We start from the raw sequence: 12,308 nt of genomic DNA on the forward strand, positions 1-12,308 counted from the left end.
TGTCCGACTCATCCCGCTTTCGGCCTTTGCCGGCGAAGAGGCGGACGAAATGGGGGATCATCAGCCCGACGAAGCCGATCGCGCCGGAGAACGCCACCATCACCCCGGTAAGCAGCGCGGTGATCACGAAGAGCATCAGGCGGAAACGGCGCACCGGAATGCCGAGCGTCATCGCCGTCTCGTCGCCCATGGCGAGCGCGTTGATCTCGCGCGCCCGGATGGTGAGCCAGCCGAGGCAGACGGCGAGCGCCAGCGCCGGGTAGACGAGATGCGGCCACTGCGCGAGGCCGAGACCGCCGAGCATCCAGAAGATCACCGTGTGCACGGCGCGCGGGTCGCCCAGAAAAATCAGGAGATTGCCGGCCGCCGTGAGCGTGAAGGCGACGGCGACGCCGGAAAGCACGAGGCGGTCGGCGCCGGTGCCGAGCACGCGGGTGACGAGCGCCACCAGCGCAGTGGCGCCGAGCGCACCGGCGAAGGCGAAGAGCGGCACCGTCGCAAGGCCAAGGACAAGACCGGTGTGGAGCAGAGCGACGATGGCCCCGAGCGCCCCGCCGGCCGAGACGCCGAGGAGATGCGGATCGGCCAGCGGATTGCGCGTCACCGATTGCAGCACGGCGCCGGTCACGGCAAGACCCGCCCCGACGAGTCCGGCGAGCACGACGCGCGGCAGGCGCACGTCCCAGACGATGCTTTCACGACCGGCCGACCACAGGACCTCGACGCTGCCCGGCGCGATCTTCGCCGCAATGATCGACCAGACGGTCGCAACCGGGATCGGCGCCGAGCCGAGCGAAACGGCGGCGGTGACAGTCAGGCAGAACAACAACGCCGCTGCGAGGAAGAAAAGCGCGGATTTCACGTCGGTTGCAGCCTTCGGGTTTCCCGGACTTGAGGGCCAGATGCCGCGGCATCATTATTAGAAATCATTAGGTTGCAGAGCCTTCTTCATGCGGTCGCGGTGATGAGCAGCCGCTCTTGCGCGCCGCCGACGTGGGCGCTGGTGGATCCCCGTGACGAGCACGGGAGTGAGGCTCTGGCGTGAGTCATCGCGACTTCCGCCAGTGCCGCGACGCCGCGACAGCAAGCGCGGAAAGCTGACGCAATCCCTCTTCACGCCATCGCTACTCACATCGCTTCTGCGTGAAAACTCTTCGCCAACCGCCCGATCGCCTCGATGTTGCGCGGCCCGGGCGTCGCCTCGACATATTCGAGCACGACGAAGCGGTCGTTCTTCACCGCGTCCACATTCCTGAAGACCGGATTGTTCTTCATGAAGGCGATCTTCTGCTCGGCGCTCACTTCGCCGTAATTGACGATCACGACCACCTCCGGATTGCGGTCGATCACCGGCTCCCAGGAGATTTCCGTCCAGCTCTTCTCGACATCATCAACGATGTTGACGCCGCCGGCCGCCTCGATCATCGCCGTCGGGATGCCGTAGCGGCCGGAGGTAAACGGCTTTTCCTCGCCGGAATCGTAGACGAAGACGCGCACCCGTCGCTCGGCGCTCTTGATCTTGCCGGTGATGCCGGCGAGTTCATGACGGTAGCCCGCGACCAGCGCCTCCGCGCGCTCCTCGATACCGAAGATGCGGCCAAGGTTCAGGAGATCGATGAACACGTCCTCCATCGTCGGCTTGCCCTTGGCCATGATGTGGATGCAGCTCTCGGTGAGCTCATAGACCTTGATGCCTAAGGGCGACAGCGTCTCCGGCGTCACCTCGCCGCCGACCTTCATGCCGTAGTTCCAGCCGGCGAAGTAAAAATCGGCATCAGCGTTGAGCAGCACTTCCTTTGTCGGATATTTTTCCGCGAGTTCGGGCAACTCCTTGACGCCCTCGCGCAGGCGTTCGTCCAGCGTCTTCCAGCCCGAAACGCCGGTATAGCCGACCATGCGATCCTGCAGCTTCAAGGCCAGCATCATCTCGGTGAGATTAACGTCGTTGGAGATCGCGCGCTTGGGCGCGGTGTCGAAGCTGACTTCGCGGTTGCAGCTCTTGACGGTCACGGGATGGGCAAGCGCCGGCGCCGCCGCAAGGGCAAACAGGCCGGCGGCAAAAAGAAGTCTGTTCATCGTGTGGCTCCTGTGGAACGGGAAGATCGCGCGACGGCAGGCGCTGCGGGCGGCGAGAGCGTGAAGGAAAAGCGGGAGCAGCCGGTGGCATCGTCATGCGCGGTCGCGTAGACACCAAAGGCGGCCGAGAGCGCCGAAGGCTCCAGCACCGTCTCCGGCGGGCCGAAGGCGGCGAGCCGCCCGTCCGTAAGGATCGCGACATCGGTCGCGAACTCGGCCGCGAGATTGATGTCGTGTAGCGTCGTGACAATCGTCAGCTTCAGCGTCTGCAGGAGATTGAGGATTTCGAGCTGGTGGCGGATGTCGAGGTGGTTGGTCGGCTCGTCGAGGATGATGATCTTCGGCTCCTGGGCAAGCGCGCGGCCAATCAGCACCCGCTGCTTCTCGCCGCCCGAAAGCGTGGCGAACTGCCGCCGCGCAAGGTGGGCAAGGTCGAGATGCTCGAGCGCATGCGCCACCCGCTCGCGGTCGCGATCGCTCCAGCCGCTGATCCCCTCGCGGCGCGGGATCCGCCCCATCATCACGACATCGCGCACGCTGAAGGGGAAATCGCCGGGCATTTCCTGCAGCACCACGGCGATCGTCCTTGCCGCCTCGCGGGCGGTCATCGCCCAGAGGCTCACGCCGTCGATCTCGACGCGGCCGGCGATCGGCTCGACCGCGCGGTAGAGGCAGCGCAAGAGCGAGGTCTTGCCGGCGCCGTTCGGGCCGATGATCGCCAGCCGGCTGCCCGGCGCGACGGAAAAGCCGATGTCGCGGACGAGGCGGAGACCAGGGCGCGGCCCCCATTCCAGCCCTTCGACGCGGAGGCTGACGCCCGCAGCGGGATCAGGAAAGGCGTGAAGCGGTTTTCCGCCCGCATCCGGCGGCCCACTGAACTTGTCACAGCTCATGAAAGTGCCCTCTTCGCTCATTGGAACCGCCCTGCGGTTTCCTCGGAGACGAGGATCGCTGCCGGAATGCGGGAAAGGCCCTTGGCGTCCGGCCCGAAGCCCGGACGCGGAAAAGCGGGAAACGACTCGCCGTGTCCGTCCTGCTCCGACTGGCCGTCACGCACGGCCGAGGGCAAGACGCTGCCCTGCCCCTTGGCAAAAGTGGCGGCGAAGCTCACGAGATCGTCGATGTTTTCCTCCGGCGAAATGTCGCCGAAGAGGTAGGTCGCTTTGCCGGTCGCCTGGAAGGCGATGGTGCAAGGCCGTGTGCAGGCGGTCATCGCGACGGTGCCGGCGATGGCGAAATCCCGGTCGAGCGGCCTGCCGAGGGCGCAGACGCTGCGGTTCAACTGCGCGAGCAGCGCGGCGCCGGGCCGGCACGGCCCTCCGGTGAAGCGGCAATCGGTGCAAAGGGTTATCTTGTGCTGTCGGAAGTCTGATTTCGCCATGGCTCATCTCCGCCGGGCTGGGCCGGAGAGAAAACGGCGAAAATGCAAGAAGACGGTTGCCCGCCAAGCAGAAGCCAGTTCTTTTCCATCGGAACACCCCGTCCGTTGTGGTTGATCGGTTCGATGGCAGGTCTCCTGGCTCGCGGGTCGCCGCGCATCCACGTCTTCCCGGCTTGTCGCCAGTGACATAGTGTGAATGCGCTTTCCGCTCACAGTTGCGGGGGCAGCCACGGTTTCGGCCCCTCCTGGGTCGTCCTCACCGTGTTCCCTTTTCAGCCGCTCCCGGGTCACGGAAGCAGCACCATCGCGCCCTTGGTGACATGAATCGCAATGGTAAGCAACCGGTGGATGAGGGAGGCAGGGAGATATCAACACGGGTGGGTGTCTCGTTGTGGCGGTATTCTGTTACTAAATAACATAACACAATACAAGGCAGAAACTTCGTCACAACGCGTGATTTGTCGCCGTTGGCGGTCAGTGGCCGAACGGCAGAGCCAATCACATTACCGACGCGTCGGTCGCCAATCGTGCCGGGCCACTGCAGCAAATTCCCCTCATTCCCTCTGCTCGTCGCAGGAATCCAGCGCGCCGAAGTCCTTGGGCACCGGAGACTCTTGATAGGGCGCGCGCCCCGAACGCCTCACACCGAAAATAGGTTCTCCGCCATGAAATCCACGAAAACCCGAAGTTTGGGTGAAAGGTAGCGGCTGGAAGGCCAGAGGATCCGGAACGGGCCGGAATGTTCGACGTGCTCGTCAAGCACGCTGACGAGCGTGCCGTCACGAAGCTGGCGGCGGATACCGACATCCGGCAGGCAGGCGATGCCGAGCCCCTGCTCTGCCATATAGATCAGTGGCTCGATCGTGTTGACGACCGCCGTCGTCGGCAGTTCGATGTCCCTCTGCCCGCGCTTGAGCGGCCAGCGTTCAAGCTTGCCGCTGGTCGCGTAGCGATGCTGCAGGCAGGCATGGGATTTCAGATCTTCCGGCGTACGCGGCACGGCCCTTCGCGCGAAATAGTCGGGCGAGCCGACGAGCATGAGTCGGAAGGTGCCGAGCGATCGAATCATCAGCCGCGAGTCGCTGACCTCGCCGGCGCGCACAACGGCATCAAAACCTTCGTCGATCACGTCGACAAGCCGGTCGCTGAAATCGAGGTCGAGTTCGATCTCGGGATAGGCGCGCATGAAGGCTGAAAGCGCCGGCATCATCAGCATGCCGATGAGCGGCATGCTGATGCGTAGCTTGCCGCGTGGCGCGCCCTGCGTCTGGGCGATCTCCTGTTCTGCCGCCTCGACCTCCGAGAAGATGCGTCGGCAGCGTTCGAGGAAGAGCGCCCCCTCCGGTGTCAGCGTGATCGAGCGCGTCGAGCGATGGAGAAGCCGCACGCCGAGCCGTTCTTCCAGCCGCGCCACCGCCTTGCCGACCGCCGAGGACGATACGCCCAATTGCCGCCCGGCGAGCGTGAAGCTGCGGGCGTCCGCCGCCTGGACGAAAGCGTTGAGCGATCCGAGACTGTCCATCTGCCAACTCCATTTCGGACATTATTGTCCGTTGTGCTCGGAATTGTAGCGCATTTTTCGGATACATCGAGTGGCTTACCTTCAGCGCAGGCGGCAGATCGCCCTCTTCGGAAGGCCCTGCTGCGTCCATGATCAACTGAAGGAGAAAGACCATGTCCCAGATTTCAACGGCACCGCAGCACCACGACCGCTTTGAATATTCCGCCATCGTCGACCGTCCGCCGCTGCGCTGGGCGGGCGACGCAAGGGTTGCGGTCTGGGTCGTGCCCAATGTCGAGCACTTCCTGTTCGACCGGCCTTCGAGTTCGATCACGCAACTGACCGCCGGCTTCGTGCCGGATGTGCTCAACTATTCGTGGCGCGATTTCGGCGCCCGCGTCGGCGTATGGCGGCTGATGGAGGTGATGGAGAAATACGGGGTCAGGGGCACCGTGGCACTCAACTCCGACGTCTGCGACCACTACCCGCGCATCATCGAGGCCGGCAAGGCGCTCGGCTGGGAATGGATGGGCCACGGCACCAACAACTCGACGATGATCAATGGCCAGCCAGAGGAAGAGGAGCGCCAGATCGTCAGAACCGTGGTCGAGACGATCGAGCGAAGCACCGGAAAGCGGCCGCGCGGCTGGCTGAGCCCCGGACTGACGGAATCACACCGCTCGCTCGACCTGCTCGCCGAAGCCGGCATCGAATATGTCGCCAACTGGGTCAATGACGAGCAGCCCTACCCGATGCGAGTGAAAAGCGGCTCGATGCTGTCGCTGCCCTATTCGGTCGAGATCAACGACTTTGCCGCCTTTCTCGAACAGGGCCAGAGCGGCGAGGCTTTTGCGCAAACGATCCGCGACCAGTTCGACGTGCTCTATGAGGACGGCGCGAAAACGGGCCGGGTCATGGCGATCTGCTTGCACCCGTTCCTGATCGGCCATCCCCACCGCAGCAAACACCTCGAGAGAGCGCTGGCCCATATCACCTCACGGCGCGAAGTGTGGCTCGCGACCGGTGGCGAAATCGCCGACTGGTACAAGAGGAACTATCTGGACCAAGCGACGGCCCCTGCCCACTGTCAATATGCCTAGTGGAGCGGCCAGACCCACATCAGCATCGGTACGGCAACGAGCACGATGACGGCGGAAAGCGGCAGGCCAAGGCGCGGATAGTCGCTGAAGCGGTAGCCGCCGGGACCCATCACCAGCGTGTTGCACTGGTGGCCGATCGGGGTCAGGAAATCCGAGCCCGCGCCGATTGCCACCGCCATCAGGAAGGCATCCGGCCGATATTCGAGCGCCGCGGCGAAACTCGCGGCGATCGGCGCCATGACGAGCACGGTGGCGGCATTGTTGAGGAAGGGCGTGACGGCCATCGCTGCCATGAGGATGAGGGCAAGCGCGCCCGCGGGCGGGAGACCCGAGGCAATGCCGCTCAGCCAGCCGGCGATGAGGTCCGAGCCGCCGGTGGTGCGCAGCGTGTCGCTGACCGGGATCAGAGCCGCCAGCATGACGAGGATCGGCCCGTCGACCGCGCGGTAGACGTCGCGCAGCGGGATGACGCGGAAGATCACCATGGCCAGCGCCGCCGCGAAGAACGCGACCGGCACCGGCACGACGCCGATCGCAGTCGCCCCCATGGCGGCGGCGAGCACGAGCAGCGGCACGGTCGCGCGGCGGATTGTGCCGAGCAGGATTTCGCGCTGGGCAAGCGGCAGGCAGCCGAAATCCTGCAGGAAGGGCGGCAGGTCGCGCCGCGTCCCCTGCAAGACGACGATGTCGCCGGCCTGCAGCCGGATGTTGCCGAGACGCTGTTTTAGCCGCTCGCCCTGGCGGCTGACGGCCAAGAGGTTGATGTTGTGATTGTTGAAGAGTGCCAGCCGCTGCGCTGTCATGCCGACGAGCGGCGAGCCGCTGGCGATCACCGCCTCGACCGCCTCGATGTCGGCCGGCGCCTTGCCATTGCTGGCTGCCGGCGAGCGGTCGCCGGAAATCCTGAGCTTCGCCTGGGAAACGATGCGGTCGAGCGCCGCCGGCCCGCCTTCGAGCAGCAGGATATCGTCGGACTCGACCTTGATATCGGGCAGCGGTGCCAGATGCGTGCCGCGCCGGAAGATGGCGATGACGACGGCGCCGCCGTCGCCGAGCTTGACCAGGTTTCCGAGCGGCTTGCCGATCATCGGCGAGCCGGCCGGGACAATCGCTTCGGACGTATAGTCGGTGATTTCGATCGCCTGGTTGACGGAAACGTGCTGGCTCTTGCGCTCCGGCACCAGCCGATAGGCGAAAAGCAGGAACACCGCACCGACCGCCGCCAGCGATGCGCCGACGGGGGTGAAATCGAACATCGTGAAGCTCTCGCCGGTGAGATCCTGCCGCATCCGCGACACGACCACGTTGGGCGAGGTGCCGATCTGCGTCATAAGCCCGCCGATCAGCGAGCCGAAGGCCATCGGCATCAGGAACACCGAAGGCTGCACGTTCGACCGCCGCGCGAACTGGAAGGCGACCGGGATCATGATCGCCAGCGCCCCGATATTCTTGATGAAGGCGGAAAGCACCGTGACGGTGACGACGAGAAGCGCGAGTTGCGCCCTCACCGAGGTCAGGTCCGGCAGGAAGCGCTGGATCGCCGCATCCACAACGCCGGAGCGCGCAACACCCGCGCTGACGATGAGCGCGCTGCCGACGATGATGACGATATCGTCGCTGAAGCCGTCGAAGGCATGGTCGAAGGGTACGATGCCGACCGCGACCGAGAGCATCAGCGCCGAACACGCGATAATGTCGTAGCGGAAGCGGTCCCAGATGAAAAAGGCCATCATGGTGCCGATGACGAGAAACGAGAGCGATTGTTCGGCGGTCATGGGCAGTACCTGAAGCAACGCGGGTCGGGCGATGGCCTTCCAAAAAGCGGCCTACGCAGGCAGCCCCAACAAAACGCACGAACTGCTGTTCGCGCGACCGTGGCCCTCCGGCGAGTCCGGCTCCTTACATCCTTCAAAGCGGCCACCGGATGCAACAGAATTCGCATCGAAGCACCAAACGTCACCAGGAAACTGCGCCGAAACTCGTTGGCTCCTTTGATCGTTGTTGAAGAAGGAATAAGATATGCAGCCAGTTTAGCGTGTATCAACGGGGCCCTCGCGCAACGGAGAGGGACGCAATCGCCGGAGCCAAGGAAAACCGTCATGAAGATCGCCCTGCCCGCCATTTGCCTGGGTTTTCTGCTCGCCGCCTGCGGCTCCACCGCTCCGCCGTCGATCGGCTACTCGCGCAATCTCGAGCCCATTCCCGGCAGCATAACCTATGGCGGTCAGCCGCGCACTAAGCTGACCAAGGCGCCGGTCGGCAGCATCGTGCCGCACCGGTTCCGCGACAAATTCGGGCGTCAGGTCTCCGAAACCTATGTCATAGAGCCGGACCGTTCGCTGCAATTGATAAGTCGCCGCATCGACTATGACCTCCCGAGCGACCGATAGGATGGATTGCCATGAAACATGCCTCGCTCGCCCTCCTTGCCGCCCTACTGCTTGGCGCCTGCACGGCCACGCCGCCGCCGTCGGTCGGCTACGGGCGCTATCTCGAGCCCATTCCCGGCAGCATAACCTATGGCGGCCAGCCGCGCACGAGGCTGACCAAGGCGCCGGTCGGCAGCATCGTGCCGCACCAGTTCTTCGACAATTTCGGCCACCGGGTCTACGAAACCTATGTGATCGAACCGGATCGCTCGTTGCGACTCGTGGGCCGTCGCATCGACTATGATATTTTCGGCGATATGGACGATTGATGTTCGGTTCGGCTTCGAACCGCAGCGCCGCGGTGGCCCTATTCCCCGCCGCCGAGCGAGTGAACGAAGACCGCGAGCTGCTTGACCGTGGTGTCGCCGATGCGAGGCAGCCAGGCCGGCATGACGCCGTGCTTCGGCGCCTTCATCTGGTTGATGATCGCCTGCTCGCCCTCGCCATTCAGCCAGATCGCATCGGCAAGGTCAGGCGCGCCCATCTCGCGGCTGCCTTTCGCATCCTCGCCGTGACACGAAGCGCAGTTGTCCGCGAAGAGCTGTTTGCCGGGCTCGACCAGTGCCGGGTTTGACGGCGTGCCGGTAAGGCTCACGACAAAGGCCGCCGTCTGCTTCAACTGCTCGGGCTCCAGCATCTCCGCGAAGGACGGCATCTCGGAGACGCGGGTCTCGCCGTCGCTGGGATGGCGGATGCCGTGCGCGATCGTCTGGTAGATCTCGTCGGGCTTGCCGCCCCAGAGCCAATCGTCGTCGTTCAGGTTCGGGAAGCCTTTCCCGCCCGCCGCACCGGAGCCATGGCACTGCGCACAGTTCACCTTGAAGGCGGAAGCACCGGCCGAAACGGCGAACTGCTGCAGTTGCGGATCGGCAATGATCTCATCGAGCGAGCTCGAAGCGATCCGCTCCAGGTTGCCGGCCTGCGCCGCCTTGGCATTGGCAAGCTCGACGCTGACCTCGGAGCGACTCGAATAGCCGAGCACGCCCTTGGTCGCGTCGGTCAGCATCGGCCACGAGGGGTACGCGATTGCGTAGCCTATTGCCCAGATGATCGTTGCGTAGAAGCTGTAGACCCACCAGCGCGGCATGGGGTTGTTGAGCTCGCGAATGCCGTCCCACTCATGGCCGGTGGTCTCGACGCCGCTGATCTCGTCAATGTGTTTATCCGCCATGGATCAATCCTCCTTCAGAGGGATAAAGGCGGCCTGATGGGCGGCATTCTTGGCGCCCGGCCGGAAGATGAAAGCGACGACACCGAGGAAGAAGACCATCATGGCGACGAGGCCCCAGCTGTCGGCGAAGTGGCGCATGAGCGTGTAGGTTTCCATGTCGGTTTCCTTCCTCAGCGGTAGCCGGTGGTGTCGTCATAGGAGGAGAAGTCGACAAGCGTGCCGAGCATTTGGAGATAGGCGATGAGCGCATCCATCTCCGTCAACTTTTGCGGATCGCCGTCGAAGTCGCCGAGCTTGGCCTTCGGGTAACGCTCCTCGACACCGGCGGTGTCGGCGTTGGGATCGGCCTGCGCCTTCAGGTCCTGAGCCGCGTTATCGATCATCTCGTCCGTGTAGGGAACGCCGACGGCCCTGTTGGCCTTGAGGTTCATGGCGACGTTCGTCACCTCGAGCGGCGTTTCCTTGAGGAAAGCGTAGCTCGGCATCACCGATTCAGGCACGACCGAGCGCGGCTCGATCATGTGCTGGACGTGCCATTCGTTGGAGTAGCGGTCTCCGACGCGTGCGAGATCGGGCCCGGTGCGCTTCGAGCCCCACTGGAACGGATGGTCGTACATCGACTCCGCCGCCAGCGAGTAGTGTCCGTAGCGCTCGACTTCGTCGCGGAACGGCCGGATCATCTGGCTGTGGCAGACATAGCAGCCTTCACGGACATAGATGTCGCGTCCGGCGAGTTCCAGCGGCGAATAGGGCCGCATGCCTTCGACCTTCTCGATGGTGTTTTCGAGATAGAAGAGCGGCGCGATTTCCACGATGCCGCCGATCGAAACGACGAGCAGCGAGCCGACCAGGAGGAGCGTGGCGTTGCGTTCAAGGGTGGCGTGTTTATCGAGAATGGACATGGGTCTGTCCTCCTATTCCGCAGGCTGCGGCAGCGGCGTCGCACCGAGGATCGGGGCTTCGTCGCGCACGCGTCCGAGGATCGTCATTGTTACGTTGAAGGCCATGAGCAGCGCTCCGGCGAGGAACAGGCCGCCGCCGGCAGCACGCAGCACATAGTAAGGGAACATGGCCGCGACCGATTCCGCGAAGGAATAGACGAGGAAGCCCTGGTCGTCGTATTCACGCCACATCAGCCCCTGCTGGATGCCGGCGACCCACATGACGGCGGCGTAGACGACGATGCCGAGGGTGGCGAGCCAGAAGTGCCAGTTGACCATGCGCATGCTGTAGAGCCGCTCGCGGTTCCAGAGCTTCGGGACGAGATAATAGATCGCGCCGAAGGTGATGAGCCCGTTCCAGCCGAGCGCGCCGGAATGCACGTGGCCAATGGTCCAGTCGGTATAGTGGCTGAGCGAGTTGACCGTCTTGATCGACATCATCGGCCCTTCGAACGTCGCCATGCCATAGAAGGCCACGGACATGACCATCATGCGGACGATGGGATCGGTGCGGACCTTGTCCCAGGCGCCCGAAAGCGTCATCAGGCCATTGATCATGCCACCCCAGGAGGGCATCCAGAGCATGACGGAGAAGACCATGCCGAGGGTCTGCGCCCAGTCTGGCAGCGCCGTATAATGGAGATGGTGCGGACCCGCCCAGATATACATGAAGATCAGCGCCCAGAAGTGGATGATCGACAGCCGGTAGGAGTAGACGGGGCGGTTCACCTGCTTGGGGATGAAGTAATACATCATCGCCAGGAAGCCGGCCGTCAGGAAGAAGCCGACGGCATTATGCCCGTACCACCATTGCGTCAGCGCGTCCTGGACGCCCGAGAAGGCCGAGTAGCTCTTCGAACCGAAGAACGAGACCGGCACCGCCAGATTGTTGACGATGTGCAGCATGGCGATCGTGACGATGAAGGCGAGATAAAACCAGTTGGCCACATAGATGTGCGGCTCCTTGCGCACCAGGATCGTGCCGAGGAAGGCGATGAGATAGGCGACCCAGACGATCGTCAGCCAGAGGTCGACATACCATTCAGGCTCGGCATATTCGCGGCTCTGAGTGATGCCGAGCAGGTAGCCCGTTGCCGCCAGCACGATGAAAAGCTGGTAACCCCAGAACACGAACCAGCCGAGATTGCCGCCGAAGAGGCGTGCGCGGCTGGTGCGCTGAACGACGTAGAACGAGGTTGCGATCAGCGCGTTGCCACCGAAGGCGAAGATGACGGCGGAGGTGTGCAGCGGCCGGACGCGCCCGAAATTGAACCAGGGCTCGACATTGAGGTCCGGAAAGGCAAGCTGCAGCGCCGCGACGACGCCGACCAGGAAGCCGACGACGCCCCAGAAGACCGTGGCGATGACGCCGTATTTCACGACCTCGTCGAAATATTCCGACTGCCGGGGTGCCGCACCCGCGATCGCCGGGCGGAACTCGATCCGCTGCAGCAATAGGATCGTGCCGCCGAGCAGCACGAAGAATAGCACCCACATATGCGCCCCGAAGAGGCGATCTTGAGCGAAGCCGGCCCCAACCAGCGCCAGGAAGGCGCCGACCCCGAGCACGATCATCTCGAATGTGTATTTCATGGTTGGGTCCCCAACTTTCTCAAATCGCTGACGACGGAGCACCGACGCATGCCGCCGCAACCTGCCCTGATCTGTCAGAATCGCGCGCCGACAACCTTGATTCAAATCAAGGCCCG

General features: G+C 63.8%; 13 protein-coding genes and 1 riboswitch. Of the genes, 3 read left to right on the forward strand and 10 right to left on the reverse strand.

Translation table 11 applies throughout. The annotated features are described in order from the left end of the window. The 5 genes from QN219_RS27880 to QN219_RS27900 form a co-directional block, all read right to left on the reverse strand. Positions 1-862: iron ABC transporter permease (locus tag QN219_RS27880; RefSeq protein ID WP_284003507.1), on the reverse strand; the 862-nt coding region annotated here is incomplete at its 3' end. Positions 863-1,128: 266 nt separating this feature from the next. Next, positions 1,129-2,076 (reverse strand): ABC transporter substrate-binding protein, encoded by a 948-nt coding sequence (locus tag QN219_RS27885; protein WP_284003508.1) that lies wholly within the window; start codon positions 2,074-2,076, stop codon positions 1,129-1,131. After that, positions 2,073-2,969, reverse strand: coding sequence for an ABC transporter ATP-binding protein (locus tag QN219_RS27890; RefSeq protein ID WP_284003510.1), 897 nt, complete (start codon positions 2,967-2,969; stop codon positions 2,073-2,075). Before QN219_RS27890 ends, QN219_RS27885 begins: the two co-directional genes overlap by 4 nt. A gap of 17 nt (positions 2,970-2,986) precedes the next feature. Then, on the reverse strand, positions 2,987-3,457 hold the full coding sequence (locus QN219_RS27895) for a DUF1636 domain-containing protein (protein WP_284003512.1): 471 nt from the start codon (positions 3,455-3,457) through the stop codon (positions 2,987-2,989). 107 nt (positions 3,458-3,564) lie between these two features. After that, positions 3,565-3,778, reverse strand: a riboswitch (cobalamin riboswitch). A gap of 319 nt (positions 3,779-4,097) precedes the next feature. Further along, a complete protein-coding gene (locus QN219_RS27900; RefSeq protein WP_284003514.1) occupies positions 4,098-4,979 on the reverse strand; it encodes a LysR family transcriptional regulator in 882 nt (293 codons plus the stop codon). A gap of 152 nt (positions 4,980-5,131) precedes the next feature. Between QN219_RS27900 and QN219_RS27905 the strand changes: the two genes are divergently transcribed. Beyond that, positions 5,132-6,058 (forward strand): polysaccharide deacetylase family protein, encoded by a 927-nt coding sequence (locus QN219_RS27905; protein ID WP_284003516.1) that lies wholly within the window; start codon positions 5,132-5,134, stop codon positions 6,056-6,058. On the opposite strand, the gene QN219_RS27910 is transcribed toward QN219_RS27905, so the two are convergent. Continuing rightward, positions 6,055-7,833, reverse strand: coding sequence for an SLC13 family permease (locus QN219_RS27910; RefSeq protein ID WP_284003517.1), 1,779 nt, complete (start codon positions 7,831-7,833; stop codon positions 6,055-6,057). The genes QN219_RS27905 and QN219_RS27910 overlap by 4 nt on opposite strands. A 324-nt stretch (positions 7,834-8,157) precedes the next feature. On the opposite strand from QN219_RS27910, the gene QN219_RS27915 reads away from it, so the two are divergent. Together QN219_RS27915 and QN219_RS27920 are read left to right on the forward strand one after the other, a co-directional pair. Next, positions 8,158-8,448 carry a hypothetical protein gene (locus QN219_RS27915; RefSeq protein ID WP_284003519.1) on the forward strand — a complete coding sequence of 97 codons (291 nt, stop codon included), beginning with the start codon at positions 8,158-8,160 and terminating at the stop codon, positions 8,446-8,448. Positions 8,449-8,459: 11 nt separating this feature from the next. After that, the gene (locus QN219_RS27920) at positions 8,460-8,756 is read left to right on the forward strand and encodes a hypothetical protein (RefSeq protein WP_284003521.1); all 297 of its coding nucleotides are present in this window, start codon (positions 8,460-8,462) and stop codon (positions 8,754-8,756) included. 38 nt (positions 8,757-8,794) lie between these two features. Here the strand turns inward: QN219_RS27920 and ccoP are convergent, their stop codons facing one another. Genes ccoP through ccoN form a run of 4 tightly spaced genes read right to left on the reverse strand, consistent with a single transcriptional unit; the run spans position 8,795 to position 12,192 of the window. Then, positions 8,795-9,658, reverse strand: a complete 864-nt coding sequence (ccoP, locus tag QN219_RS27925) for a cytochrome-c oxidase, cbb3-type subunit III (protein WP_284003523.1) — start codon at positions 9,656-9,658, stop codon at positions 8,795-8,797. Between the two features lie 3 nt (positions 9,659-9,661). Next, positions 9,662-9,814: a cbb3-type cytochrome c oxidase subunit 3 gene (locus QN219_RS27930; RefSeq protein ID WP_284003525.1), complete on the reverse strand. Its 153-nt coding sequence runs from the start codon at positions 9,812-9,814 to the stop codon at positions 9,662-9,664. 14 nt (positions 9,815-9,828) lie between these two features. Beyond that, positions 9,829-10,560 (reverse strand): cytochrome-c oxidase, cbb3-type subunit II, encoded by a 732-nt coding sequence (gene ccoO, locus QN219_RS27935; RefSeq protein WP_284003527.1) that lies wholly within the window; start codon positions 10,558-10,560, stop codon positions 9,829-9,831. 12 nt (positions 10,561-10,572) lie between these two features. Continuing rightward, positions 10,573-12,192: a cytochrome-c oxidase, cbb3-type subunit I gene (gene ccoN / locus QN219_RS27940; protein ID WP_284003528.1), complete on the reverse strand. Its 1,620-nt coding sequence runs from the start codon at positions 12,190-12,192 to the stop codon at positions 10,573-10,575. Positions 12,193-12,308 lie beyond the last annotated feature (116 nt).

This window comes from Sinorhizobium sp. 8-89 (assembly GCF_030124325.1).
In the GTDB taxonomy this organism is placed as follows: Bacteria; Pseudomonadota; Alphaproteobacteria; order Rhizobiales; family Rhizobiaceae; genus Sinorhizobium.

Bases quoted from the DNA above. Each gene is read 5' to 3' on its own strand.
- QN219_RS27885 (WP_284003508.1), bottom strand. From the start codon at position 2,076: ATGAACAGACTTCTTTTTGCCGCCGGCCTGTTTGCCCTTGCGGCGGCG.
- QN219_RS27890 (WP_284003510.1), bottom strand. From the start codon at position 2,969: ATGAGCTGTGACAAGTTCAGTGGGCCGCCGGATGCGGGCGGAAAACCG.
- QN219_RS27895 (WP_284003512.1), bottom strand. From the start codon at position 3,457: ATGGCGAAATCAGACTTCCGACAGCACAAGATAACCCTTTGCACCGAT.
- QN219_RS27900 (WP_284003514.1), bottom strand. From the start codon at position 4,979: ATGGACAGTCTCGGATCGCTCAACGCTTTCGTCCAGGCGGCGGACGCC.
- QN219_RS27905 (WP_284003516.1), top strand. From the start codon at position 5,132: ATGTCCCAGATTTCAACGGCACCGCAGCACCACGACCGCTTTGAATAT.
- QN219_RS27910 (WP_284003517.1), bottom strand. From the start codon at position 7,833: ATGACCGCCGAACAATCGCTCTCGTTTCTCGTCATCGGCACCATGATG.
- QN219_RS27915 (WP_284003519.1), top strand. From the start codon at position 8,158: ATGAAGATCGCCCTGCCCGCCATTTGCCTGGGTTTTCTGCTCGCCGCC.
- QN219_RS27920 (WP_284003521.1), top strand. From the start codon at position 8,460: ATGAAACATGCCTCGCTCGCCCTCCTTGCCGCCCTACTGCTTGGCGCC.
- ccoP (WP_284003523.1), bottom strand. From the start codon at position 9,658: ATGGCGGATAAACACATTGACGAGATCAGCGGCGTCGAGACCACCGGC.
- QN219_RS27930 (WP_284003525.1), bottom strand. From the start codon at position 9,814: ATGGAAACCTACACGCTCATGCGCCACTTCGCCGACAGCTGGGGCCTC.
- ccoO (WP_284003527.1), bottom strand. From the start codon at position 10,560: ATGTCCATTCTCGATAAACACGCCACCCTTGAACGCAACGCCACGCTC.
- ccoN (WP_284003528.1), bottom strand. From the start codon at position 12,192: ATGAAATACACATTCGAGATGATCGTGCTCGGGGTCGGCGCCTTCCTG.